Here is a 25,703-nt window from a genome sequence, read left to right as displayed (position 1 = left end):
TTAGCAGAGTCTGCGACAGAACCGCCGCCAACACCGAGAACAGCTTGAATATTTTTGTCTTTTACTATTTTGATACCATCATTTACTCTGCTTAAAAGTGGATTACTAACAACACCGTCTAGCTCTTCATAAGAGATGCCACTATTTTTTAAAGATGCTATAACTCGCTCATATAGTCCATTTTTTTTGATACTGCCTGTTCCATATACCAGCAATACACTCTCGATATTTGTTTCTTTAATATATTGACCTATATTATTCTCTTTTGCTCTACCAAATTCTATTTTAGTAGGATTGTGATACATAAAATCATTCATCTTGGAGTGTCCTTATTTTATTAACTTTTGAAAATTATATAGCTTATGAACTTAATTATCCCTTACGATACTTTAGGTAAGTAATAGAGTTAAATTTACTTTATGCTATAATTACACTACAAGGAATATTATGTACTATGTAAATGACAAAGAGTTTAAGTGCTCCGTAGGGGTAACTCTAGATATTTTTAACGACAAATGGAAGATGAGTGTTATTTGGCATCTACTCGAGAATGATAAAAGATTTAAAGACCTGCACGAAGAGATATCTGAGATAACTCAAAAGACTTTAACGGTAAAACTAAAAGAACTTGAAAGTAAAAATATTATCCATAGAGAGGTTTTTCCGGAAGTTCCTCCAAAAGTTGTATATTCATTAACGCCTATTGGTAAAAAACTAAGACCTGTTTTAGAGAGTATGTTTAACTGGGGTATAGACTATGTAGAAGAGTTTGGTACAATCTCCGGCAACAATGCATGTGAAGTAAAACTGTTTAAAAGATAAATGGAAAATTTCGCCCTTATATTTGTAGCACTGTTTATCGGCTATATCATCAACAAAGGGGATGTCTTTGCAAAAGATACTCCCATCATATTAAACCAATTCATCTTATATATTTCACTGCCTGCTATGGCTCTGTTGCAGATACCAAAGCTTAGCTTCTCTTTTGAAGTCCTTATACCCGTTATTACGGCTTGGATTGTGATGGGAGTAAGTGCTTTTGTGATTTTCTACCTATCTAAGATTTTAAAGTTTTCAAGAGAAGTCACGGGAGCTTTAATGCTTGTGGGTGTTTTGGGAAACACCTCGTTTGTAGGTATTCCTGTCATACAGGCATATTTTGGAGATTCTGCACTGCCTTATGTCTTGATGTATGACCAACTTGGTTCATTTATAATGCTCTCCACTTACGGTACTTTTATCTCTGCATACTATTCAAGTGCAGAGGATGTAAATGTTAAAGCCATAGCTCTTAAGATTATTACATTCCCGCCGTTTTTATCTCTGCTGGTGGCACTGTTTTTTATAGGAACTACATTTCATCCAGTAATTACAAGTGTTTTATCGTCACTGGCAAGCACAATAGTCCCGCTGGCTCTTGTAGCTGTAGGACTACAGTTAAAGTTTAAACTGCCCAGCGAAGACATAAAACCTTTTGTCAGTGCGTTAAGTGTAAAACTGATATTAGCTCCGATATTGGCTATTATGATATCTATGATTTTTTCATGGAATAATCAAGCTTCTTTAGTATCTGTTATGGAAGCCGGGATGGGGCCTATGATTACAGCGGGAGCGGTAGCATCTATGGCAGGTCTGGCTCCAAGGCTAAGCTCTGCCATCGTAGGTTATGGAACACTGCTCTCTTTTTTTACTACTTGGGTTTTATCTACGTTTTTATGAAATAGTAACCATGTTTTTACCGTGTTCTTTTGAATAGTAAAGAGCTGAATCAACGCGGGTAAACACTGTTTTGTCAGTATCATCTTTCAATATTTTTGTTACACCAAAACTACAGGTAAGTTTTCCAAAATATTTAAAACTATAAGCTTCCAACTCTTCACGCAAAGAGTTTGCAAATTTTTGCGCATCATTCTCATTGGTTGAAGGAAGCAGTATTATAAATTCTTCCCCACCCCAACGGGCAAATATATCTGTTGGGCGTTTTCTTTTATAAAACATATCTGAAAGTGTAACCAATGCGTAATCACCGACAATATGTCCATATGTATCGTTTATATTTTTAAAATTATCAATATCATAAAGAACAAGAGAATAAACTTCATCATAACGTTTTACCGCATAAAGCGCTTTGTCAAGTTCTTTGTTGAACTTAACTCTGTTATATTGTCCTGTCAATATATCGCGAGTAGCCTGTTTTTCAAGGCGTTCATTTTCTTTACTCAAACGCGTAACATCGTTAAAAATAACGACTTCTCTTGCGTCTTTTCCAACCATAGTGATGAAATCTATCTCAAAGACTTTACGTATCCCTTCTTTGGAATATATGGCAAGAGTGTTTTCTGAAGTATTCAAAAGGGAAGTAATAAAGTTTTTTATAGAATCAAATTCTTTAAAATACGCTGCATCTACTCCAAACAATTCAGGTAAATGTTCCTTTTCTTTAATAAACTCTACAGAATCTATGTTAAAAAAGTTTAAAAAAGCTCTGTTTGCATAAAGAACCACATTTTTTTCGATTGTAAGAATCATACTTGTATGAAGGTCTAAAATATGTTCCAATGATTGTTTTTGTTCATTTAATTCTTTTGTTCTTTTTTTTACTTTGCTTTCTAAAGAATTTGTATGTTCCACAATGATTTTATGCTGTCTATTTAGAGATTTACTCATAGAATTGAAATTTTTAGATAGAAGCTCAAACTCATCATTTGTATGGAGTTCCAAACGCTGTTCGTAATCACCATCTTTTATTTTTTGGGTTTGAGTAATCATCATCTGAAAAATATTACGAACTTTTTTTGCAAATATTAAAATAATTATGACAGAAAAAACAAACGCACAAAGCATAGCTATCAAGATTGATTTTATCAAATGCTCTTCATGTTTTTTTATCTCTGCGGACGGGTATGCCATCATAATCGAAGCTGTAGAAGTAATATCCATATCTTTTAGTGGATGTGCAGTTAAATAATACTCTTTAGTACCTATTTTTACTTCATAAAACTTATCCGGATATTTTAAAAGCCAAAGATAGTCTAAGTAAGGCATAGGTAAATCTTTCATAAGTCCGTCATCTATTTTCAAAGAAGTTGCTGCTACCGTTCTGTCACCGATAATTGTAAAATCCATTACAGTGTCTTTTTTTATATTTTTCATCATAGCATGATTCATACTAAAACCCATAAGCATCATCCCCCATTCTTTATTATCGATAATAATAGGAGTAGATGCATAAATTACAAAAATATCAAATTGTCTAATAATAGTTGTAAAAGATTTTTGCCATTTTAAAGTTTTTTCGACAATTTGCAAATTTTGGAGCATCTGACCTTCAAATGGAATACTTCCCGACTGTGTTATAAGGTTTGCTTTGTTGTCAAGTAAAATTATCTGATCACACTGTATATCATAACGCTTATCGGCAATAAAATTTTTCAATTTATGCATATCATTTGATGCTATATACTTAATCAATTCATGATCTTCGGCAAGATTATTGACAAGGGTTTTGTTTAACTGTTTAAGTAGTTCGATATGATTATCAGCCATACTTAATGCTTGTTTAAACTGTCTATTGACCATATCTTTTACTGTGCTCTCACTCTCTTTATAAAAATAAATACCGATTACGAGAAGTATAATAGAAAATATAGATATAAAAAATAAAGATACTTTAAAAGCTATAGGAACAATAACGCGCTTTGACATTATTTTTTTATACCTTCTTGCAGAGCTTCTTTGATAGGTTCAATTTTCAGATCTGGATAGTTCTCATGAAATATTCTCTGCATCTCTTCATTTGATTTATCAGCATGGCATCCGCTGTTTTGACAAGAATTCGGCATTTTGTATTTTGCAGATGCCGAAGGCGGGATGATTCTAAAAGCGTGGCTTCTGATTGTAAAATCTCCTCCTGTTTTAACAATACGAGGCATATGACAATCAGCACAATTTACTTTGTCTATAGGGCACGGAAAATGTTTTTTAGTCTGTTCAAGCGTAGCATATGCATTTAGATGACACTCTCCGCATTTATTGGCTCCTGCATTGCCTTTAATATTTCTGTCTATTCCGTGCGGTTCATGACATGTCACACAGGTAAGTCCGTGTTTGGCAGTTTTTAGGGTAGGCTTTTCACCTTTTTTTGCTGAACGGTAATCTTGGGAATGGCATTGCAAACAATCATCATTTTTTTCTCCACCGTGAGGATTTTTCTTTTGTCTTAAATCATCCAATGATTTAGCATGTTTTGAAAAAGAAAAATCTGCAAACTCCTGATGACGATTTTTAGAGACACCGTTCCCCCACCAGTTTTTACCTTTCTTATCATTGTTTACACTCGATGGAACAAAACTACTGCTGATATCATTTCCTGGTTTATATTCTAAAGGAAAATTAAACGCTGTAATTTTACCGTCTACTCCGGCTCTCATACTTTGCCCTCTACTGTGACACTGCCCACATACTGTTGATTTTGTCGACATGACAATATCAGCATCTCCCGTGTGAGGTTTACTATGGCAGACACTACACTCTGCATCTACAACCATAGTTTGATGTTTTACATGTAAACTACCACCGCCGTGACAGGCTTCACAAGTTACTCCAAACTCAGAAAAATTATAAGTTTTTGCATCATAACCGGTTGTATGACAGCCATTGCACTTAGTAGAAGCGGGTGTCTCTTTCCATTTATGTACTTTATACGGAACCCACTTTTGAGCAGTAATCATCCATTTGGCGGTAAAAGGATAGTATTCCTCATCTATGACTCTCATATATACCTGTTCCCATTTCGAACCTACAACATGAGTTATATCTTCTTTTTTAAAGGTAACTAAGGAATTCTTTTGCTCAAAATCTCCGACAATCATTGAAATATCACTCACTGGGCGGAAAATAAGCGGATGCAGAGTATTATGTTTCCAGCTCTGGAAATGTGTCTGGTGACAAGACTTACAATTCTCGGAACCAACATAATTTGGTGATTCATCTATATCTGAATGCACATCATCATACTTGTAAACAAAAACAACTATTAAAGATATAACTGCAAATATAGATATAATCACTTTTTTATTCATAATATTTCTTTATCACCCATATGTTAAATCCTACTCTTATTTTTTATAAACCAAAATTAAACCTTATGCAAGACAAGTTCTTTTTCCAAATATGCGCCTGTGTAACTGCCATTATCTTTATGAGAGTTTGCCAAGTCTTCCGGTGAGCCTTCTGCAATTATAAGACCGCCGCCTGAGCCGCCTTCGGGTCCCATATCTATAATCCAGTCAGCATTTTTAATCATATCTAAGTTGTGCTCGATAATAAGAACAGAGTTCCCGAGTTCTACGAAGTGATGAAGAACCTTTGTAAGCCTGTCAACGTCTGCAAAGTGAAGTCCAGTCGTCGGTTCATCCAAGATATAAAGAGTCTTACCCGTATCTTTACGGCTTAACTCCTTACTCAGTTTGATTCTCTGCGCTTCACCGCCCGAGAGTGTCACTGCATTTTGACCAAGAGTGATATAACCAAGACCTACATCGACAAGAGTTTTCATCTTTTGATGTATTTTCGGAATTGGTTTAAAAAATTCAAACGCCTCATCCACACTCATATTTAAGACATCTGAAATTGTCTTGCCCTTGTAAAACACTTCCAAAGTCTGCTGATTGTATCTTGTACCTAAACAAGTATCACACTTGACCATAATGTCCGGCAGAAAGTGCATCTCTATCTTAATCTCACCCTCGCCTTGGCACTTCTCGCATCTGCCGCCTTTAACGTTAAAGCTAAATCTTGAAGTTGTATATCCGCGAATCTGAGACTCTTTTGTTTGAGAAAAGAGATTTCTTATCTCATCCATCACACCCGTATAGGTTGCAGGATTAGACCTTGGTGTTCTGCCTATCGGACTTTGATCAAGATAGATAACTTTGTCGACATGCTCAAGTCCCGTAATCTCAACACCTGCGACCTTGTTTACTTTTCTTGCATGGTTTAGCAGCTCTCTTGCAGTCGGCAGAAGTGTTTGCAACATCAAGGAGCTTTTTCCGCTTCCACTCACTCCTGTAATGCAAACAAAGTTATTTAACGGGATTTTTGCACTTAGATTTTCAATGTTATTGAGAGTGACATTTTTTATCTCTATGTATTTACCTTGAGGACGTCTGTAAAAATACTCTATCTTCTTTCTTCCGTAAAGATAATCAGAAGTCAAGGTTTTGGCTTTTTTGAGTTTATCCAGAGTTCCGCTAAATACGACATTACCGCCGAATTTACCAGCACCTGCACCAATGTCTACAATAAAATCTGCATTTTCTATAGTCTCTTTATCATGCTCGACGACAATAACACTGTTGCCCTTTTCTTGAAGACTTCTAAGAGTACGGATAAGCTTTAACGTATCTCTTTCGTGAAGACCGATGCTCGGTTCATCAAGAACATATAAAACACCGGTAAGCCCACTTCCTATCTGAGATGCGATGCGAATCCTTTGGGCCTCACCGCCACTGATTGTTCTGGCATCTCGACCAAGAGTAATATAACCAAGACCGACATCAAACAAGAAATACAATCTCTCTCTTATCTCATTTAATATAGGCTGTGCTACCTGCGTATCTTGTGCATCCAGATATAAAAAATTATTTTCTTGTGCAAACCACTCATAGCTTTTAGCTATTGGCATATCAAGAAGTTCAGAGATTCCTTTATCACCTACTCTAACAGCCAAAGATTCAAGACGAAGTCTGTGAGAGTTACAAACATTACAAACTTTTTCGCTCATATAGTCAGCAAGCTCTTTCTCATCTTTGAACATATCGTAGGCTATTTTGATTATTCCAGGCCAGACTCTTTTGACTTCATGGTTTTTCCAAAGAAAGCTAACTTCATCTATACCACCGTGTAAAATAGCCTTTTTCTGATGTTCAGGAAGCTCTGAGTATGGAACTGTAATATCTATGTCATTGTGAGCACAAAAGCCCTTTAAAAATGTAAAATAATAGCCCTTGTTAAAACCGTAAACTATTTTAACAGCACCCTTTTCTACAGATAAATCTATATCTATTATCTTATCATGATCAAGTGCATAGCGAAGTCCTAAACCGTCACATTCATGACAAGCACCTTTTGGTGAGTTAAACGAAAAAGAGAGCGGTTCAAGTGGGTCAAAGCTTATCTTACAGTCAAAACAAGCGTTATGTTCACTATAATGCATCTGAGATACATTTAAACCGAGTTCTTTATGATTTAATATATCAATTTCCAACTCACCGTAACTCTCTTTAAGAGCTTTTTCAACATCGGCTGCAATACGTTCTTTATTTTCTGGTTTCACAACAACTCTGTCAATGACCACTTTGATGGTATGTTTCTTTGTTTTACTTAGCTCTATCTCTTCATCAAGCCTAACCATAACACCATCTATAATAGCTCTCACATAACCTTTATGGACAAGAGATTCCAGCATATCGGTATATGAACCTTTTTTCTCACGTACAAGAGGAGCTAAAAGTACGAGTTTTGCACCTTCTGGGAGTTTAGCAACTTCTCCTATAATATCAGATGCACTCATCTGGGAAATCACTTTGTTACATTTATGACAATGCTGAACCCCGACGCGTGCATAAAGAAGTCTAAAGTAATCATATATCTCTGTAATAGTCCCAACGGTTGAGCGGGGATTTTTAGATGTAGTCTTTTGGTCTATTGCTATGGCTGGAGTAAGTCCCTCTATCTTGTCTACATCCGGTTTTCCTACACGATCAAGGAACTGTCTGGCATAAGAAGAAAGAGACTCCATATAGCGTCTTTGTCCCTCGGCATATAGTGTGTCAAAAGCAAGTGTTGACTTACCGCTTCCACTGATACCTGTCATTACAACCAATTCATTTTTTGGAATTGACAAACTTATATTTTTTAAATTATTTTCTCTCGCACCAGTTATAATTATTGAATCTTTTTTTTTCATGTCTAACCTCTAAATAAATATTCTTTGAACTAAATATATCACTACTAAAAAGTAAAAACTAACCATAAGTCTTCTTTGTAAAACATTACTGATTATATCTTTTAAATAGATGCCAAAATAAACACCCACTAAAGAAGCCAATCCTATAATAACGCCACTCTCAAAATCTATATGTCCCAGTCTCGCATGGGATATAAAACCTGCCATTGACGAAAACACCACAAAAAACAGACCTGCTGAAATGGCTTTTTTTAATGGCACATGCAAAAAACCGACCAATATAGGGACAAGCATAATACTGCCGCCGACACCTATTGTCATACTAAGAGCACCCAAAATAAAACCTATAATAAAAAGAAGCGGTTTACTGACATTTTTTTGGGATTTTTCTTCTTTTGTCTTAACAAACAATCTCAACAACGCAAAAATCGCAAAAGATAAAAATATAATTTCTAATGTTTTATCATCGAAACTAGATGTTATACTACCGCTAATAAGTGCCCCAATAAAACCGCCGAGGCCGATAGTGCTTATCATCGCTACATCTAACGTGCCTTTTTTATTATTAAGATAACTTCCAAAAACAGAGCTAAAAACCATTTGAACTACTGCTATACCTATTGCGATTTTTGTCTCATATCCAAATAGTAAAAGCAGAGGTACTAAAATAGTTCCGCCTCCAATACCGAAGAAGCCAGATAACAATCCAACAGTTACACCAAGAGACATCAATTCAATCATTAAGCACCATTAAAACTTTTCGCGAATTATACCCCGAGTAGGCTTTATAGTTGTTTTATTCTTCATACTTTAATTTTGCTTTGAGATTGAATGAAGTATAATCAAGTTGATTAAAGGGGATAAATGTTAAAAACAATAATTCAAGCCTCAGAGAACTTTTGTATTCATCAAATCCGCGAACCACATATGGTAAGTGACGGGATTAACGAAAAGAGAACGCTTATTGCTTACGTAGATATAGATGTCGAAAATGGTAAAACACATAGAGTTTATATAGCATCTGATACTAGTTTTATGCAACGTATATCAAAGCTTTTTTTAGAAGAAGATGATAGTGATGAGGAAACTTTGATAGATATGACATTAGAGACTGCTAACATGATTGTAGGAAGTGCTAAAGTGATTGCTGAAGAAGCAGATGAAAACCAATATACAATTAGCACACCGCGCTTTGAAAAGGTAGATAATTTTGATTTTGAATATGACGAAGCCAAAATCATAAAAATTGAAAATGATGAAATGATAATTGCAATCAAGGAACTGTAAGTGAGCAAACATAAGAATAACTACGGTGAAGAAAAAATTCCCTTTAACCCTGACAAAGAGCTATCGTGGATGAACTATGGCGGTCTTTTGGATATGGAAGTAGAGTTTGTATCTGATCTTGGTGAAACAGAACTAACGATTGCAGAAATACTAAAACTGGAAAAAGGCTCCATCATAGACCTAAAAAAACCGGCAGGAGAAAGTGTCGAATCATATGTAAACGGTCGTATTTTAGGTAAAGGCGAAGTCATGGTTTATGAAAAAAACCTTGCTATTCGTATAAATGAAGTTTTAGACTCAAGTGCCGTTTTATATCACCTTTCAAAAGAGAGACTATGATCAGACTTTTATTAATATTTCTTCTTCCTCTAATTCTTAACGCCTCAAAAATCTTAAGTTACAATATTTATGACAGAACTGACAGAGCTGATGTGATGATAACTTTTGACACTCCTTATGAAGGAAGCATAAAGCAAAGCACTTCAAAATCCAAGATTATTATTAAACTCACAGATGCCGAAATAGAATCTGCAAAATTAAAAAATCTTTCTTCAAAATTCTTATATTCAATAAATATACTTCCTATGTCAGGGTATACTCAGGTAGTAGCTTCTGTTCCTGAATCTGTAAATTTTCAAGCTTCTAAAACATCAGATTCTTACGGTCTAAGATTAAGATTTAGTCCAAAAGTTGCAACACAGAATAAAAAAACTTCACTGCAAACAAACTCCAATCCGTTATCAAACCTTCCTACTAAAAAAGATGATGAAATGGCTCGAAATTACTACATTGTGATTGCCATACTGATTATAGGTATTTTAATTCTTTTTCTCATAAAAAAGAAAGCAACGCTTGTAAAAAATCAGACACAGCAAAAATCATGGCTGTTTAAAGAAAACCAACCTGCACAACCGGCGACTCAGGAAAATATACAAAACAGTGTATCCATAAGGTTTCAAAAAAATATAGATAGTTCAAACAATGTTGTTATGCTTGATTTTGCAGATCAAAGCTATCTTGTTCTGATGGGTTCCAGCAATATACTATTAGACAAGTTTACAGGTAACAAACCTGCAACCCAAGAAGATTTTGAAACAATACTTAGAGACAGACATCAAGAGCTTGAAGAATTTTTATCTGTAAAAGAAAAGCCTAAAGAGCCTTTACAGGCGTATAAAGAGAGAGCAGCTTCTATATCTTATGAAGCTTAATTATTTGGAAGAATTTCTTTCAAATCTCTCTAATAGTAATTTTTTAATCATTTTTATATTTGACATATTGAGCTCATAACCCTCATTCATCATCTTGCTTATATGAAAAACTTCCGTCACAGTTATGCCGTAAGGATCTTTTTTCTCTTTTGTGATCTTATCATCTTCAAAAGAGTATAACAATAAATTCTTGCGCCCTTTTTGTATATAGTACGTTAGAACTATCTCATCGCTATATTTTTTCTCTAACGCCACGACAACTCTTTGATTTTCAGGATATTCACCTTCTAAATTCAATAAATCTCTGGCAGACTCTACGCTCATATAGCCTACATAAAACTTATTATACAAGTCATGATACCTTTGAATTGTGTCTTTCATTAAAAAATTCATATCTATAATATGTTTTTTATGAGCTCTTAATGTTTTTGTAATCCATGACATAGTGTTGTAATACCTAAACGGATAAAGCTTCAGAGCATGTGCTTCAATCATCTTAGGTGACTTAACACGAGCAATTGGTGCCAATTGCTTTGCATCTGTGTCTTTAATATAATCTAACACATTTTTAGCGGAAAATTCCTGTGTAAACCATACTTTACAGTAAGATGGAAACTGTCTGGTTCCCGTAGCACCTTCATTCAATATAATAAGTGCTTTTATCTCGTAGTCAGGAAAGATTATCTCAAGCAGTGCTTTTTTCTTTCTAAGTCTTTTTCTTAGTTTCAAAACAGATTTGACAAGTGTCATCTCAACAAAGTAAAGTTCTTTGTTTTTAGTAATGATCATAGCATCAAACTCACTGATTTCTCTGCTTTTTGTTCTATATACTATCTGTTGTTTTTCACTGATTGAAAGGGTGTTTGCGTGTGCTTTTTGTCTGCCTTGATGAAAACCTTTGAGAATAAACTTCTCAATTTCATCGTTTTGCGCAGCATATCTTAAAAGTTTTTCATATATAAAGTTTTCATATACTTCTCCTTCAAAAGAGCGATAGGAGCTTAGAAAAAGAGTGTCTTCCTCATCTACACCTTTTCTTATCAAAGATAATAGATGCTTAACATTATAATCATAGTGAAAAATATTATCACTTATATCACTATCATCTAATGTTTTTATAGACTTACTTATTTCTAACATGAATTTACCATCAAGTTACCTGCTTACTATTTTTAAAAAAGTCATCTATAACAGCTCTATATTCACCAATATCAGATATCTGGTTAACACTGTTTCTTAATGCTGAAGCACCTTTATAACCTTTAGAGTATGTATGTGTATGTTTTCTAAACATCGGTACACCGTGTGCGCCGTAAAACTCTATCATTTTATCAAAGTGCTCCATGATTATATCATGCTTAATTTTATTGTCAATACTTTGACTTCCTGTCTTTAACTGATGAAAAATCCAAGGAGCACCTACAGCACCTCTTCCAATCATAACACCGTCACTCCCCGTATGCTCTAAAACCCACTTTGCTTTTTCATAAGAGTCTATGTCGCCATTAGCTATAACAGGGATAGATACAGCTTCTTTTATCTCTTTTATAGCGTCATAATCAACAGCAGCTTTAAACTTTCCTGCACGTGTTCTGCCGTGAACAGCTAAAAAATCAGCCCCGCTGTCTTCAACCATCTTTGCAATGTCTATATGGTTTTTCTTCTCAAAACCAAGTCTTATCTTAACGCTTGTAAGACTTTTATTTGAAGTATCTTTTATTGTTCTGATTATCTCACCCATAAGAGGCAGGTTTAAAAGCAGAGAGCTTCCACTTCCGTGTCCTACAACCTTGGGAACAGGACATCCACAATTCAAGTCTATAATATCTATACCCTCATGCTCGTTTAAAACTTCCACTGCACTTTTTACTATATCAACGTCAGACCCTGCTATTTGAACAGAGTAAGGGTCTTCGATCGACGCTTTTTGAAGCATATGCAGAGTTTTTTTTGAACCGTGGGCAAGTGCGTTTGAACTCAGCATCTCACTTACGGTGAGATCGGCTCCAAATTTTTTTACGACACTTCTAAAGGGTAAGTCGGTAAACCCGGCCAATGGAGCCAGGACATAGATAGGTTTGTCAAAAGAAAGTTTTTCAATCATTAAATAAACAAATTAATATTAAAGTTCTTACCACACTCTTTTAATGCACTGTAAGCTTTAAAGTTTAAGTACTCATGATCTTGTGTGTTGTGCAGTAAATCATTTGCAGGGGCAAGCATCTCTAAATCAAACAATGTAAACAGATAAGCTTCAACCGCATCTTCTCTTTTTTCACTCAATGTCTCAAAGAGTTTAATTCTCTGTTCCGGAATCATACCTGTAGATAGAGTACTAGAAACTTTTATAAGATCTTTTGTATCTAGTTCTAAAATATTAAGTAGCTCCATCAATGCTTCATTTGAGATTTCCAATGTATCTTCTTGGGCATTAACCCTAGACAAAACAACAAACAACGTCTCTTTAGTTAAATAAGACTTATGCTGTTCTATCACACTCAAAGGAGCAGTTTTGACAATATCTGAATATGCTTCTTTAACCAGACTTTCATCATAGTTTGAAGCATGATTTAGTATATACTCAGCATTGATATCGCCTTTTTTGTAACGATTTCTTTCATTTTGAATAACCAACGCATTATTTGGCTTCAATGAGTACTTTTTAAGTTCTACAACTTCACCGTTTTTAATATCATCTATAATCTTTAAAACAGCGTCCAGTTTTTCATTGTGAGTACCTTTTTTTAAAGCCTCAGTAGGAAATAGAGTCGTATTATCGATTATAGAACCCAAAAGTTGATATCTAGGAGTTTTATATGTATGATTTCTTTCATCTTTTGCCAAATAGGCATCAGCAATTGCATTTATAATTTTTTCATAATCTTTCTCATACTTGCGAAGTTTGAAATTTGACAACATAGAATAAAACGAAATATGAAAAACACTAGCAATATATAGAATTACAAGAGGGACAATAACCCAAACCGCAATAGGAAATGACGGTAATGAAACACCAAACAATTCTATAGCAGTTGTATCTTGAGAAACGTATGCAAATACATACCATCCTACTAAAGTAATCAAGATTAATGACGCTATTGTATATCTTTTTATATACATAAATTTACTCCTTAAATTAACTGGATTTTTCTACGATTTCTCTACAATCAATACAGTATATCGCATGTGGCTTTACTTTTAAACGTTGAAACCCTATCGGATCTTCACACATTTCACAAACTCCATAATCACCATTAGCGATTTTTCCTAAAGTTACTTGTATTTCTCTGAGCTCTTTTTCTTGTTGAGTGACGATTGCACTCTCAACCATTGAGTTATTATTAACAGATGCGTGATCGCCCTCATCATTTAACTCTAAAGAATTAAGCTGGTCCAGCTCATCATTAACACCTGTAATGTTTTTAACTATTTGCTCTTTTCTACTTTCTAATATCTCTTTAAAGTAGTTTAACTCACTATCTTGCACTGACTATCCTTACTTGTGATATGGGTGGTTGCTTAAAATAGAAAAACCCCTGTAAATCTGTTCCAGCAAAACTGCTTTTGCTATCTTATGACTCATAGTAATATTTCCTAAACTTATGACAGCATCACTTTTTTTTAAAAAGCTATCCTCAAAGCCATAAGCACCGCCTACGAAAAATTTAATGGACATTCTATCATTTAAAAGCTTACTAAATTCAAAACTATCGATTAATTTTCCATCAGGATGTAAACTTATGCAAAATCCATTGTCCATATAAGGCTCCAAAGCCCTTGTATATGCCTGCTTTGAAGCTTCCGGTGAAATAGTGTGTGATTTTGCTACATCTTTTGGAAATATCTCTATATCCTGTACTTTTGCAAAGCGAGAAATCATTTTTGTAAGCTCTTTATAAAGAGGATCATAAGTTGAACGCTCTTTTTTTGCTATAGAAACAATATCTATCTTCACTTTATTAGTCCGCTTCCTATAACATGATATGTAACACTGCTAAAACTGTCGTCCAGTTTCACACCGCCTATGGCTGCTACTAAATGTTTTGATTTTGAAGCAATTTCATCTAACTTTGATCCAAGAACACCTGAAATGTCTTTTTTTGTAGCCGTATCTCTGTACGCACCCAAACCTATATAGTTTAAGTCCATTTCATTAGCCTGAAAGACTTCTTCTTCGTTGTGAGTAGAAATGCCTAAAATTTTCTCTTTGCTTATGACGCTTCTAAGAATTTTTACTGCTTTAAACACATCTTCATCAATAGCTTTTAAATCTTCTTGTCCTACATGTACACCGTCACAAAAATCCACAAGCTCATAAGCATCATTTACTATTAAAAACCCGTCATAATTTTTTCTGATAAAGATTAACTGTTGTTTTATAAAAGCGATGTCGGCATTTTTATTTCTATATTGAAGTATTTCAGCATTATGAAGCTTTGCTGTGTCAAGAAACTCTTCTAATGAAAGTCCTCTGTTATCAAGCAGTTCTTGGTCGCATAACGCATAAAGTCGCATTACGCCGCTTTAAGAAGTGTTAGTAGGTCTGAAAGGGTCTTTTTAAGTTCGTTTCTATTAACAATCATATCAACAGAACCTTTTTCAAGTAAAAACTCTGCTCTTTGAAAGCCATCAGGAAGAGCTGAACCGATAGTCTGCTCTATAACTCTCTGTCCTGCAAACCCAATAAGAGCTCCAGGCTCTGCAATGATAATATCCCCAAGAGTAGCGAAAGATGCACTAACACCACCCATTGTAGGGTCAGTAAGCACTGAGATATATGGAATATTATGTTTTGCCAGTTTTGCCAGTGCAGCTGAAGTCTTACTCATTTGAAGAAGAGAAAATGTACTTTCCTGCATTCTAGCACCACCGCTGGCACTTAAAATAATCAGACCTTCTCTCTTTTGTATTGCACGATTAACTGCTCTTACAATTTTCTCACCCTCAACTGAACCAAGTGATCCACCCATAAAAGCAAAGTCAAAGATCACTACTTGTGCAGGAACACCGTTTAGTTTCATCTCACCACTCACTACAGATGATTTTCTTCCGGTCTTTGCAAAACCTTCTTCGATTCTTTTCGTATATGCTTTTGAATCTACAAATTTCAGTGGATCTACGGGTTCAAGATTTCCGTCAAACTCTACAAACGTATCTTCATCTGCTAAAAGTTGAATTCTCTCTTTTACGCCTATGCGAAGATGAAAACCACACTTAGGACATACATAATTTTGATTCTCAACTTCTTTATAGTACATAAGAGAGTGACATGATTTACACTTTACCCAGTGAGAAGATGATTCGTTTTTAGTTGCTTGTTTTTTATCAGAGCTAAAAGAAAAAATGCTTAAGAGATTCAAAAAATATCCTTATTCTATAAAATTATCCGCGATTATAGCGTATTTATACTTTAAAAATTAAATGCGGCACCTAATTTTAGATAATTGTTATTTGCTGTGCTATCAGGTTCATAATATCCTGTGCTACCTGAGTACTCAATAGCTGATTTTGTTATGCTCTGCTTTTGATAAGTTGCTTCAAAAAAGAAGTCTAAATTATTGTTGTATTTATAAGAAATAGGAATAGAAAGTTCTCATATATTTGCTCCGCCGAGAGTAAAATCCAGTTTAGGATTTGATAATGTCATAATAGTCTCAAAACCATGCTGATACTCAACATTTAAACCAAGTTTCACTCTATCTGTTACGCTAACATTAAGTCCTATTAGGGGCTTCAAATAGTACCATTTATATACTTCTACCTGTGAAGCAGAAAGGATTCTTTCCCACTCACGATATCCAAGCCCGACACCGTAACTAAACTCAAAATTATCTCTGTAAATATTTGTGTGTACAAATGAAACATCTGTATCCCATATAGTATTTTGTGTCTTAGAGACCACACTTCCGTAAGGTTGTCCGCTTCCAAGATAAGAGCCTATATATTTAGTCTCACCGCTAAGTAACAGTAAATTTATTTTGATGTGTGAGTACTCTAGCTCATCCCTATCAAACACATATCCAAAGCTCATTTCAGCACCTGTTATGTCCGAATAAGGAGACTCTTCACTGTCTAGTATATTTCCACTGTTATCATACTCACTATAGTCCATACTCATCCCGACTATAGCTGCAGACGCTGTAAAATTTGACTTTTTTGCAGAAATATTACTGATTGTAAAACTAAGGAGCACACAAATGTATATAATTTTTTTCATATCATTTCTCTTGTAAATTTTTGTTATATCTTGGGTATATTATCAAATATATTATAAGTTATTTCTTTTATGTTATTGTAATTTGAATCTGTAATGAATAAAATTATTTTAGATATACTTATGTCAAAATTTATTGATAATATTGATAAATTTTACCACAAGTATTTCTTATTGAAAGTGTTAATTTATATGAAGTATATAAGACAGAACATCCCACTCAAAAGAGTGAGATTAAGATAAAAAAGCCTAATTACTTAAGCAGAGACTTAGCGATGCTTCTAGCTGCTTCACGTCCATCGTAAGCTGCTGTTACAACAAGGTCTGCGCCTCTGAAACAGTCACCGCCTGCGTAGATGCCAGAAGTAGTTGTTTCGTGAGTCTCTTCATTTATAATGATTCCTCCCCAGCTGTTTGTCTCGATGCCGTTTTCAGCTAAAAAAGAAGGAACTTCGGGGTCAAAACCTAAAGACATGATGATAACATCGGCATTAATTCTTGTCTCACTGCCTTTTACCTCTTCCATCTTCTGACGACCGCTTGCATCTTTTGCACCAAGAGTTGTTTTAATGATCTCAACAGCTACCGCTTTTGAGTCTTCATTTAAAATAATCTCTTTTGGAGATGCCAAGAAAGTAAAGTTTACACCCTCTTCCATAGCATTTTTATATTCTTTTTTACTTCCAGGCATGTTGTGTGCATCTCTTCTGTAAAGACAGTTGACACTTCTAGCCTCTTCTCTTTTTGCAGTTCTTAAACAGTCCATAGCAGTATCACCACCACCGATAACTACAACATTAAGGTCTTTAAAGTCAAACTTTTTGTCATACGGAAGCTTAAAGTTTTTTCTCTGCATCGCAGTCAGGTAATCCATTGCATCGTAAACATTGCTGGCTTTTTCACCGACTAAAGATGCTTTTTTTGCTTTAGTAGCTCCAACGCCTATAAACATCGCATCGTGAGCGTTTGCTATCTCTTCAAAAGCAATATCTTTGCCTACTTCGCAGTTTAGTACAAGTTTAAGACCAGCTTCTTCAAGCAGTTTTACACGACGTTCAACTATTTTTTTGTCTAGTTTAAAGTTAGGAATACCGTAAGTCAAAAGTCCACCCGCACGATCACCTCTCTCATACATAGTTACAGCGATGCCTGAACGAAGAAGGTAAGTCGCAGCAGAGAGACCCGCAGGACCGCTTCCTATAACCGCAACACTTTTATCAGTAGTGATTCCTGGAAATTCAGGTTTGTAACCTGCTTTAAATCCATCTTCTGTGATGTGAGTCTCAATAGAACCGATAGTAATAGCACCGTGCCCGTCATTTAGAGTACAGTCACCCTCGCAAAGTCTGTCATGCGGACATACTCTACCCATAACTTCGGGAAAAGGAGAAGGCTCATTTGATAGTTTAAATGCAAACTCCAAGTCCTTCTCGGCAACAGCTTTTAGCCACTGAGGAATATAGTTGTGAAGCGGACATTTGTTTAGACAAAACGGGTCACCGCACTGAATACATCTCTCACTCTGAGATGCTGCATCTGCACGGTCAAACACTTCATAAATCTCACCATAATCTTTTGTTCTCTCTACGACTAATCTTTTTGCAGGGTCTAGTCTCTCAGTTTTTAAATATTCTTTCATAATTAGTCTCCTTTATCTACACTAAGAGGTAGTTTTGTTAAGTTTTTAGGTTTTACTAACCAGAAATTTCTTACTTCTACTCTGAAGTTGTCAAGCAGTTCTTTTGCTTTTACACTCTCTGTCTCAACCAAATAATCTTTTAGTAATTTTTTAAGGAGATGTCTAGCATCCGCACCCTCATCTGTGTCGATACGTATAGCTTCTACAAGCTCACGGTTGACATTTTCAACAAAACTGTGGTCTTCATCGTAGACAAAACTTACACCGCCTGTCATACCTGCACCGAAGTTGATACCAGTACGTCCTAGGATCACTACGACACCGCCTGTCATATATTCACAAGCATTGTCTCCAGAGCCCTCAACGATAGCTAAAGCACCGGAGTTACGAACAGCAAATCTCTCACCTACTGAACCCGTAATATAAAGTTTACCGCCTGTAGCACCGTATAGACAAGTATTACCGCCTGCACTATACTCTTCACCCTCATTTTTAGAAGTGATAACTATCTTACCGCCATGCATACCTTTACCTATGTAGTCGTTTGCCACACCGTTTAAGTAAATCGATACACCGTGAATCAAAAATGCACCAAGAGCTTGACCTGCTATACCTGTGAGGTTTATTTTTATAGTATCTGCTTTAAGTCCTGCATCTCCGTAGTATTGAGCGATTTCACCGGAGATTAATGCACCAAAACTTCTATGAACATTATTTATATCTCTAGCGATACGTATTGGATGTTCAGGATGCTTGATAGCACTCATAGCTTCTACTAAAACATCTTTTTCAAACGCATTGTCATCAAAAGGATGATTGAATTTTTGCTGATGAGTGTTTACACCTGCTTCTTGATGAAGAATAGAACTGAAGTCAAACTTCTTTGCAAATTCATCATCAACGACTTTAAGCAGGTCAACACGACCAATCATCTCTTCCATAGTTTTAAAACCAAGTTCAGCCATAATAGAACGAATATCTTCAGCCAAAAGAGTAAAATAGTTAATAAGTTGGTCAACATGCCCTTTAAAGAACTCTTCACGAAGTTTTTCATTTTGAGTTGCAATACCGACAGAACATTTATTTACGTGACAGATACGAAGCATCTTACAACCTACTATAGTAAGAACACCGGTACCAAATGCGTAAGATTCTGCACCTAAAAGTGCTGCTTTTACAATGTCAAGACCGGACTTAAGACCACCATCCGCTTGTACTTCAACCAACCCACGCAAATTATTTGCTTTAAGAGCGTTGTGTGCTTCACTAAGACCGATTTCCCATGGATTACCGGCAAACTTAATGGAAGTAAGTGGAGCAGCACCGGTACCGCCGTCACCGCCTGAGATGATAATCTTATCAGCATATGCTTTTGCAACACCTGCAGCAATAGTACCGACGCCTATAGTAGAAACCAGTTTAACCGCTACTCTTGACTTAGGATTTACCTGTTTAATGTCAAAGATAAGTTGTGCCAAATCCTCAATAGAGTAAATATCGTGGTGTGGCGGAGGTGAGATAAGAGTAACACCTGGAACAGTATGACGAAGTTTTCCGATAAGAGGACTTACTTTGTGTCCAGGAAGTTGTCCACCTTCACCCGGTTTTGCACCCTGAGCGACTTTAATCTGAACTTCTTCGGCACTTCTTAAATAAGCAGGAGTTACACCAAATCTACCGGATGCGACTTGTTTGATTTTAGAATTACGCTCTGTACCAAATCTTTCAACGTCTTCTCCACCTTCACCGGAGTTTGACTGAGCACCGATTCTGTTCATGGCAATAGCAATAGTCTCATGAGCTTCAGGAGATATAGAACCAAGACTCATAGCAGCAGATGCAAATCTTTTAAAGATCTTCTCTTTTGGCTCTACTTCTGAGATATCAATAGCTTTTCTGTCAGATTTAAGTTCAAAGAAATCACGAATAAATTTCAGACCTCTTTTATTTACCAAGTCTTTGAGTTTATTGTAATCTTCTGTTTTACCGCTATCTGCTACCGCATGAATAGCGTGAATAACGGCAGGACCAAAATCATGATGTTCCTGTTCGCTATAAAATTTATAAAAACCGCCTATGTTTAACGGAAATATTTTCTTGAAGCCGTCTTCTACAAACGCTTCTTTATGATACTTGGTGATTCTCTCATCAATATCATCATAGCCGAGTCCGCCAAGTTCTGAGTTTGAACTCTCAAAACACTCCCTGACAATCTCATCATTAAGTCCAAGAACATCAAACAATCCAGCATTACGGTAAGATGCGATTGTAGCAATACCCATTTTAGACATAATCTTTAAAAGACCCGCATTCAATGAACTGTGTACTGATTTTATACCCTCGCTGCAATCCATTGTCATCATCTTAGAGTTTTTTATTTTATCGATAACTGTTGAAAAAAGAAGGTTCGGATGAACAGCACTAGCACCATAACCTATAAGTACGGCCGCACTGTGAGAATCAACAACCTCACCCGTAATACAGACAATAGAAGCAAGATGACGGCTTTTTGCTTTTAACAGTGCAAAGTTCAGACGACCTACTACCATAGCCATAGGCATAATTTTGTTATTTAAGCTAAATTCATAATCATCTAAGATAATGATTCTTGTGCCTTCGTTTTTCACAGAATCCACTATTTTAGTCACTAATGCATCTAAAGCCTCTTTAAGAGAGCCCGTGTAAGCAGTCGAGAATGTAGAGTTATGGTAAAAAGCCTGATAACGAGGCGAGCTTTTGTCTCCAAATGATTTTAACACATCAAGTTTTTCACGAGTAATAATCGGTGAAATAGATTTTAGACGATGTGCATGGCTTGGGATTTCATCTAAGATATTGTGAATCTCACCAAAACCTGTGTTTAAACTCATAACAACTTTTTCACGGATTGGGTCAATCGGCGGATTTGTCACCTGAGCAAATTTTTGTTTAAAATAATCAGTGAAGTTTCTTTGTTTGTTTGAAAATGCCGCAAGAGGAGTATCGTCACCCATAGAACCTACAGCTTCTTTGCCTTCTACTATCATAGGTTCAATTACTTGCTCAATTACTTCTTGAGTAATGTTAAAGAATCTCTGTCTTTTGATAAAGTTTTCTGTCTCAAAATCACACTTGTCAGTGTATTGGACTTCTACATGCTCTTGCAGGTAGATCATGTGCTCATTTAACCACTTCATGTAAGGGTTTGAGCTTTTCAGGTAGTCATTGATCTGCTCATTCTTAAGAAGTTTTCCAAACTTAAGGTCAAGTCCTATCATCTCACCTGATTGAAGACGACCTCTTTCTTTGATATTTTCTTCTGCAATATCGACAACACCGTACTCACTGGCGATAAGAAGGTTATCATCTTTTGTAACGATGTATTTTGAAGGACGAAGACCGTTTCTATCAAGTACACAGCCAATATAACGACCGTCTGTCACTGAAAATGCTGCAGGTCCGTCCCACGCTTCAAATACAGTTGAATGATACTCATAAAATGCACGAAGTTCAGGGTCCATATGCGGAGCGTTTTGCCAAGCTGATGGAATAACACCGCGTACAGCTTTAAAAAAGTCCATACCGTTTACTATAAGAAACTCAAAAAAGTTATCTGCAGATGCACTGTCTGAAGAGTTAAGCTGTAAAATTGGCAGTATTCTTTGTATCTCTTCTTCTGTAAAAACCTCACTCTTAATAGACTCGGATTTGATTTTTACATTAATACGGTTACCCTCTACAGAGTTAATCTCACCGTTGTGGGCAACAGCACGAAAAGGTTGAGCCAGTCTCCACTCAGGAAGAGTATTTGTTGAGAATCTTTGATGAAATAATGAAAATGAAATTTTAAAATCTTCACTTTGAAGATCTTTGTAAAATTCTTTAATATGCGTAGGCATTACAAGACCTTTATATGAAAGGACTTTTGAACTCATTGAAGAGATATAAAAATCTCTGTCTTCAACAAGTTTGTGCTCTGCTTCTTTACGAGAAAGATATAAAAGTGCATCAAATCTATTTGTAGCCATAATAGAGTTTGGAGTAATAAAAAGCTGAACTATATTAGGAAGTGAAGCTATGGCTTGGTCACCAAGGGCATTTGTATCAATAGGCACATCACGAATTAAAACTATTTTTAAATCATTATTTATACACACTTCTTCTACTGTCTTTAAGTGCTCTCTATCTTTTGTAAAGACAGATGCAACTGCAAACTGACTAGGCAGTTCAACACCGTTTTTAGAAGCTTCAATACGAAGAAACTCTTCTGGCATTGAAAGTAGTAAACCACTACCGTCACCTGTTTTTCCGTCTGCTGCAACAGCACCACGGTGCATCATTCTCTCTAATGCAGTAACTGCATCGTTTAGAACCTTATGAGATGCTCTGTTTTTGATGTTGGCTACAAGTCCAAAACCACAGTTATCCTTAAATGACCTCAATAAATCATGATGTTGTGTCATAATCACTCCCAAATTTGTAAATTTGTTACTAAATTTATATAAATTTAATCTCTTTTTAAAGATACTTAGTCTATTTAGAGACAAAGTCTTGTATTGTACTATTTAAAGGTTTAAAAAAGTATAATACCGGGAAGATTTTTAATGTAAATTTCAAATATGTGTATAAAAGAAGCGAAAGATGCAAGGTTATATCATCAATCTTAATAAAGTAAAAGATGAAGATTTAATAGTCACCATAGTAACAAAGGGTAGCTTAGATAACCTTTATAGATTCTATGGAGCAAGGCACGGGGTCATAAACCTTGGTTTTAAAATAGACTATGAAAAGGAATCTTCTGCGAAATCGACCATTTCAAGATTAAAAGATGTCATACATATAGGTTTTAAATGGATTAACGACTATAAACTTTTGCGTCTATGGCAAGACTTTATAGCCCTGTTTCACAAACATTTGATGGATGCAGAGGAGCTTGATGACTTTTACTTTGAACTTATAGACAACGCATCGCAACAATGGGATAAACAAAACCCAAAAAGAGTAGCAATTGAATCATATGTAAAACTTTTAGAAAATGAGGGAAGACTTCATAAAGATTTGGATTGTTTTTTATGTTCTTTACCTATACAAGACAAAGAGATATCTCTTGTACGGGCATTCTTACCGACGCATAAAGCCTGCTCTCATACTCTTGGCATAAATAAAGAAGCTCTTATGGAGCTCTTTAAAAACAAATCATCCATATTTTTAAATGATAAAGAAGTAGACAGACTCTGGTATGTTCTGCTTGAGGGCTTGTAAAGACTTACCCTTTTTTAGCAACAAGAGATGCAATTTTAACTCTCTCGCCTTTTATATTTGTAACAATCTTCTCTTCATAGTAGATAACATCTAAACCGATAAAAGAGTGAAGAAGCTCATTCTTTCTTAAAAGATACTCTAAGTTCATTGTCGGTAGATTAAACTCACCGTGAGCCAGTAAAAAAGTTTCAAATATAATTAGTCCTCCATCTTTTAAGCCATCTTTCATCTGAGGTACAAGTCGGCGATTTAGATAGTTTATATTGACTATTAAATCATATTTTCTAGGAGTGATATTGTATTTGTCTAAATCAGCATCTATCTTTTTTATATTTGAACTTTTTTTAATCTCTTTTAATGCTACATCTGAAATGTCAACTGCATCTACCTCAAAACCTTTTAGAGCAAGAAACTGAGTATTTCTTCCTGTTCCACATGCGATATCTAAAGCCTGCCCAACATTTGCATAATCTATATACTTTTCGATAATAGCTGAAACATTTTCCTGTTGCGATTTCTCTAAATACTTCTCATTCCATCTTTGTTTGTCTTCTATCATTACTTTTCCTTTTTTAAATATTTAGTTAAGTGCTCTTTGGAGAGCGGTTTTGAGAAATAGTACCCTTGAAAGATATCACAGTTAAATATTTTTAACTCTTCTACCTGATCTAGACTCTCAACTCCCTCGGCGAGGGTCTTCATCTTAAAGTTTTTACCTATGTTTATGATACTCTGAACAAGGGCTTTTTCTCTTTTATCATAGAGTATCTTATCTATAAAACTCTTGTCTATTTTAAGCTCATTTATAGGTAGTTCTCTTAAAACACTAAGAGATGAATAGCCTGTACCAAAATCATCTAAAGAAATTTCTATACCTTCCTCTCTCACAGCATGAAGAAGTGGAAGTACTTCATCTAAATCTTCTATAGATAGACTCTCTGTAACCTCAAGTGTTAAAAATGACTTCTCAAACCTCTCGTTCACTATAATATTCAACAAGTTTTCTAAAAAATCTGATTCTAAAAGTTGAACCACTGAGATATTTATAGACAAAGAAAACCTAGTATTTAGTTCTTTATATATTGTTTTTATATCTCTAAGAGAACTCTTTATAATAAAATCACCAAGATCTTTCATAAGTCCAGTATCTTCAGCAACCGAAATAAACTTATCCGGTCCTACATACCCTAATTTTTCATTATCCCATCTAACAAGTGCTTCAACGCCGTAAAAAGTTCCATCTGCATTTATCTGTGGCTGATAAGCCATCCATAATTCATTTTTTTCTATTGCTCCACGAAGTTCATGTTCTATATCAGATTTTACTATGTTATTATGGCGCATTTTCTCTGAGAAAAGACAATATGAGTTTTTTCGTTTTTTGGCTTCATACATAGCAGTGTCTGAAAGACTAAGCAACTCTTCTATCGTTGTAGCATCTTTTGGATACTGAGAAATACCTAAACTCATACCGATTCTAAACTCTTTGTTATCAACATGATAAACTTTAGATATTAACTCTATTAATTTTTGTATATGAGCCTCTAGATATTTCTCATCTTTACACTCTCTTAAAACTATAAACTCATCACCACCTTGTCTGATAAGCATGTCGTCTTTATCAAAATATTCTGCTAATCTATGCGCTACTTCTACTAATATTTTGTCTCCAACAGTATGACCAAACTTATCGTTAATATTTTTAAAGTTATCCAAGTCTATATAAAGAACATAATATTTTGTTCCATGCTTAGCCTTCCACTTACGTATATTTTCATACATATACGTTCTATTTGGCAAGTTTGTAAGAGTGTCGTGTTGTGCTTGAAAAACAAGCTCTTCATTTTTTCTTTTTTCAGATGTTGAGATATTGTCAAAGAGCACATAAAATGCTAAAAATATTAAAATAAAAAGAGTCACATAAAGTAATGCTACATTATAGAATTCATATAAAACATCTGATTTGCTACCTTGTACCGTTACCCACAGATGATATTTTGAATCATAGGTAATACCAAATATCATCTCCTTTCCAAACGGGTTTATAGCATCTATACTTAGAGTCTTTGCATTTTTTCTTAACTTATCAAAAGAGTAGTTATACTTTTTCTGTAATCCTTCCTCTACGCTGCTAACAGCCTG

23 protein-coding genes are annotated in these 25,703 nt (G+C 35.2%); 6 read left to right on the top strand and 17 right to left on the bottom strand.

Going from position 1 to position 25,703, the window contains the following annotated elements; translation table 11 throughout:
* On the bottom strand, nt 1-317 hold a 317-nt coding region (locus ABYK18_RS11440), incomplete at its 3' end, for an iron-containing alcohol dehydrogenase (protein WP_373036810.1).
* A gap of 130 nt (nt 318-447) precedes the next feature.
* Here ABYK18_RS11440 and ABYK18_RS11435 point away from each other — a divergent pair.
* On the top strand, nt 448-822 hold the full coding sequence (locus ABYK18_RS11435; RefSeq protein WP_373036809.1) for a winged helix-turn-helix transcriptional regulator: 375 nt from the start codon (nt 448-450) through the stop codon (nt 820-822).
* Nucleotides 823-1,719 carry an AEC family transporter gene (locus tag ABYK18_RS11430; protein ID WP_373036808.1) on the top strand — a complete coding sequence of 299 codons (897 nt, stop codon included), beginning with the start codon at nt 823-825 and terminating at the stop codon, nt 1,717-1,719.
* On the opposite strand, the gene ABYK18_RS11425 is transcribed toward ABYK18_RS11430, so the two are convergent.
* Genes ABYK18_RS11425 through ABYK18_RS11410 form a run of 4 tightly spaced genes read right to left on the bottom strand, consistent with a single transcriptional unit; the run spans nt 1,714 to nt 8,710 of the window.
* The gene (locus ABYK18_RS11425; protein ID WP_373036807.1) at nt 1,714-3,705 is read right to left on the bottom strand and encodes a diguanylate cyclase; all 1,992 of its coding nucleotides are present in this window, start codon (nt 3,703-3,705) and stop codon (nt 1,714-1,716) included. The genes ABYK18_RS11430 and ABYK18_RS11425 overlap by 6 nt on opposite strands.
* The gene (locus tag ABYK18_RS11420) at nt 3,705-5,081 is read right to left on the bottom strand and encodes a multiheme c-type cytochrome (RefSeq protein ID WP_373036806.1); all 1,377 of its coding nucleotides are present in this window, start codon (nt 5,079-5,081) and stop codon (nt 3,705-3,707) included. The genes ABYK18_RS11425 and ABYK18_RS11420 overlap by 1 nt, the downstream gene beginning before the upstream one ends.
* A 56-nt stretch (nt 5,082-5,137) precedes the next feature.
* The gene (gene uvrA / locus ABYK18_RS11415) at nt 5,138-7,969 is read right to left on the bottom strand and encodes an excinuclease ABC subunit UvrA (protein ID WP_373036805.1); all 2,832 of its coding nucleotides are present in this window, start codon (nt 7,967-7,969) and stop codon (nt 5,138-5,140) included.
* Between the two features lie 9 nt (nt 7,970-7,978).
* Nucleotides 7,979-8,710 (bottom strand): sulfite exporter TauE/SafE family protein, encoded by a 732-nt coding sequence (locus tag ABYK18_RS11410; protein ID WP_373036804.1) that lies wholly within the window; start codon nt 8,708-8,710, stop codon nt 7,979-7,981.
* 123 nt (nt 8,711-8,833) lie between these two features.
* Here ABYK18_RS11410 and ABYK18_RS11405 point away from each other — a divergent pair, with 123 nt between their 5' ends.
* From ABYK18_RS11405 to ABYK18_RS11395, 3 genes are read left to right on the top strand one after another with little or no spacing between them, the layout of a single operon-like run.
* A complete protein-coding gene (locus tag ABYK18_RS11405; RefSeq protein WP_373036803.1) occupies nt 8,834-9,256 on the top strand; it encodes a chemotaxis protein CheX in 423 nt (140 codons plus the stop codon).
* A 36-nt stretch (nt 9,257-9,292) separates the two neighbouring features.
* Nucleotides 9,293-9,595 (top strand): flagellar motor switch protein FliN, encoded by a 303-nt coding sequence (gene fliN, locus ABYK18_RS11400; protein WP_373036811.1) that lies wholly within the window; start codon nt 9,293-9,295, stop codon nt 9,593-9,595.
* Nucleotides 9,592-10,467 (top strand): hypothetical protein, encoded by an 876-nt coding sequence (locus ABYK18_RS11395; RefSeq protein ID WP_373036802.1) that lies wholly within the window; start codon nt 9,592-9,594, stop codon nt 10,465-10,467. The genes fliN and ABYK18_RS11395 overlap by 4 nt, the downstream gene beginning before the upstream one ends.
* On the opposite strand, the gene ABYK18_RS11390 is transcribed toward ABYK18_RS11395, so the two are convergent.
* The 10 genes from ABYK18_RS11390 to gltB form a co-directional block, all read right to left on the bottom strand.
* The gene (locus ABYK18_RS11390; RefSeq protein WP_373036801.1) at nt 10,468-11,607 is read right to left on the bottom strand and encodes a hypothetical protein; all 1,140 of its coding nucleotides are present in this window, start codon (nt 11,605-11,607) and stop codon (nt 10,468-10,470) included. It lies immediately after the preceding gene.
* A 10-nt stretch (nt 11,608-11,617) separates the two neighbouring features.
* A complete protein-coding gene (dusB, locus tag ABYK18_RS11385) occupies nt 11,618-12,571 on the bottom strand; it encodes a tRNA dihydrouridine synthase DusB (protein WP_373036800.1) in 954 nt (317 codons plus the stop codon).
* Nucleotides 12,571-13,587 carry a hypothetical protein gene (locus ABYK18_RS11380; RefSeq protein ID WP_373036799.1) on the bottom strand — a complete coding sequence of 339 codons (1,017 nt, stop codon included), beginning with the start codon at nt 13,585-13,587 and terminating at the stop codon, nt 12,571-12,573. Before ABYK18_RS11380 ends, dusB begins: the two co-directional genes overlap by 1 nt.
* A 16-nt stretch (nt 13,588-13,603) precedes the next feature.
* Nucleotides 13,604-13,954 (bottom strand): RNA polymerase-binding protein DksA, encoded by a 351-nt coding sequence (gene dksA / locus ABYK18_RS11375; protein ID WP_373036798.1) that lies wholly within the window; start codon nt 13,952-13,954, stop codon nt 13,604-13,606.
* Between the two features lie 9 nt (nt 13,955-13,963).
* Nucleotides 13,964-14,422, bottom strand: a complete 459-nt coding sequence (locus ABYK18_RS11370) for a 23S rRNA (pseudouridine(1915)-N(3))-methyltransferase RlmH (protein ID WP_373036797.1) — start codon at nt 14,420-14,422, stop codon at nt 13,964-13,966.
* Complete coding sequence (locus ABYK18_RS11365) at nt 14,419-14,982, bottom strand: thiamine phosphate synthase (RefSeq protein ID WP_373036796.1); 564 nt, start codon at nt 14,980-14,982, stop codon at nt 14,419-14,421. The genes ABYK18_RS11370 and ABYK18_RS11365 overlap by 4 nt, the downstream gene beginning before the upstream one ends.
* On the bottom strand, nt 14,982-15,827 hold the full coding sequence (gene accD, locus ABYK18_RS11360; protein ID WP_373036795.1) for an acetyl-CoA carboxylase, carboxyltransferase subunit beta: 846 nt from the start codon (nt 15,825-15,827) through the stop codon (nt 14,982-14,984). The genes ABYK18_RS11365 and accD overlap by 1 nt, the downstream gene beginning before the upstream one ends.
* Nucleotides 15,828-16,060: 233 nt before the next feature.
* The gene (locus ABYK18_RS11355; protein WP_373036794.1) at nt 16,061-16,684 is read right to left on the bottom strand and encodes a hypothetical protein; all 624 of its coding nucleotides are present in this window, start codon (nt 16,682-16,684) and stop codon (nt 16,061-16,063) included.
* A gap of 250 nt (nt 16,685-16,934) precedes the next feature.
* A complete protein-coding gene (locus ABYK18_RS11350; protein WP_373036793.1) occupies nt 16,935-18,320 on the bottom strand; it encodes a glutamate synthase subunit beta in 1,386 nt (461 codons plus the stop codon).
* Between the two features lie 2 nt (nt 18,321-18,322).
* Nucleotides 18,323-22,762, bottom strand: a complete 4,440-nt coding sequence (gene gltB / locus ABYK18_RS11345) for a glutamate synthase large subunit (RefSeq protein ID WP_373036792.1) — start codon at nt 22,760-22,762, stop codon at nt 18,323-18,325.
* Between the two features lie 178 nt (nt 22,763-22,940).
* Here gltB and recO point away from each other — a divergent pair, with 178 nt between their 5' ends.
* Nucleotides 22,941-23,561 (top strand): recombination protein RecO, encoded by a 621-nt coding sequence (gene recO, locus ABYK18_RS11340; RefSeq protein ID WP_373036791.1) that lies wholly within the window; start codon nt 22,941-22,943, stop codon nt 23,559-23,561.
* 4 nt (nt 23,562-23,565) lie between these two features.
* Here the strand turns inward: recO and ABYK18_RS11335 are convergent, their stop codons facing one another.
* Together ABYK18_RS11335 and ABYK18_RS11330 are read right to left on the bottom strand one after the other, a co-directional pair.
* On the bottom strand, nt 23,566-24,120 hold the full coding sequence (locus tag ABYK18_RS11335; RefSeq protein WP_373036790.1) for a class I SAM-dependent methyltransferase: 555 nt from the start codon (nt 24,118-24,120) through the stop codon (nt 23,566-23,568).
* Nucleotides 24,120-25,703, bottom strand: a 1,584-nt coding sequence (locus tag ABYK18_RS11330; RefSeq protein ID WP_373036789.1) for a putative bifunctional diguanylate cyclase/phosphodiesterase, incomplete at its 5' end; no start/stop codon positions are given. The genes ABYK18_RS11330 and ABYK18_RS11335, both read right to left, overlap by 1 nt.

It is taken from the genome of Sulfurimonas sp. (genome assembly GCF_041563495.1).
GTDB lineage: Bacteria > Campylobacterota > Campylobacteria > Campylobacterales > Sulfurimonadaceae > Sulfurimonas.
This window is presented reverse-complemented; position numbering and strand designations above follow the sequence as displayed.

Coding starts and splice junctions, on each gene's coding strand:
- ABYK18_RS11435 (WP_373036809.1), top strand. CDS start 448: ATGTACTATGTAAATGACAAAGAGTTTAAGTGCTCCGTAGGGGTAACT.
- ABYK18_RS11430 (WP_373036808.1), top strand. CDS start 823: ATGGAAAATTTCGCCCTTATATTTGTAGCACTGTTTATCGGCTATATC.
- ABYK18_RS11425 (WP_373036807.1), bottom strand. CDS start 3,705: ATGTCAAAGCGCGTTATTGTTCCTATAGCTTTTAAAGTATCTTTATTT.
- ABYK18_RS11420 (WP_373036806.1), bottom strand. CDS start 5,081: ATGAATAAAAAAGTGATTATATCTATATTTGCAGTTATATCTTTAATA.
- uvrA (WP_373036805.1), bottom strand. CDS start 7,969: ATGAAAAAAAAAGATTCAATAATTATAACTGGTGCGAGAGAAAATAAT.
- ABYK18_RS11410 (WP_373036804.1), bottom strand. CDS start 8,710: ATGATTGAATTGATGTCTCTTGGTGTAACTGTTGGATTGTTATCTGGC.
- ABYK18_RS11405 (WP_373036803.1), top strand. CDS start 8,834: ATGTTAAAAACAATAATTCAAGCCTCAGAGAACTTTTGTATTCATCAA.
- ABYK18_RS11395 (WP_373036802.1), top strand. CDS start 9,592: ATGATCAGACTTTTATTAATATTTCTTCTTCCTCTAATTCTTAACGCC.
- ABYK18_RS11390 (WP_373036801.1), bottom strand. CDS start 11,607: ATGTTAGAAATAAGTAAGTCTATAAAAACATTAGATGATAGTGATATA.
- dusB (WP_373036800.1), bottom strand. CDS start 12,571: ATGATTGAAAAACTTTCTTTTGACAAACCTATCTATGTCCTGGCTCCA.
- ABYK18_RS11380 (WP_373036799.1), bottom strand. CDS start 13,587: ATGTATATAAAAAGATATACAATAGCGTCATTAATCTTGATTACTTTA.
- ABYK18_RS11365 (WP_373036796.1), bottom strand. CDS start 14,982: ATGCGACTTTATGCGTTATGCGACCAAGAACTGCTTGATAACAGAGGA.
- ABYK18_RS11355 (WP_373036794.1), bottom strand. CDS start 16,684: ATGAAAAAAATTATATACATTTGTGTGCTCCTTAGTTTTACAATCAGT.
- ABYK18_RS11350 (WP_373036793.1), bottom strand. CDS start 18,320: ATGAAAGAATATTTAAAAACTGAGAGACTAGACCCTGCAAAAAGATTA.
- gltB (WP_373036792.1), bottom strand. CDS start 22,762: ATGACACAACATCATGATTTATTGAGGTCATTTAAGGATAACTGTGGT.
- recO (WP_373036791.1), top strand. CDS start 22,941: ATGCAAGGTTATATCATCAATCTTAATAAAGTAAAAGATGAAGATTTA.
- ABYK18_RS11335 (WP_373036790.1), bottom strand. CDS start 24,120: ATGATAGAAGACAAACAAAGATGGAATGAGAAGTATTTAGAGAAATCG.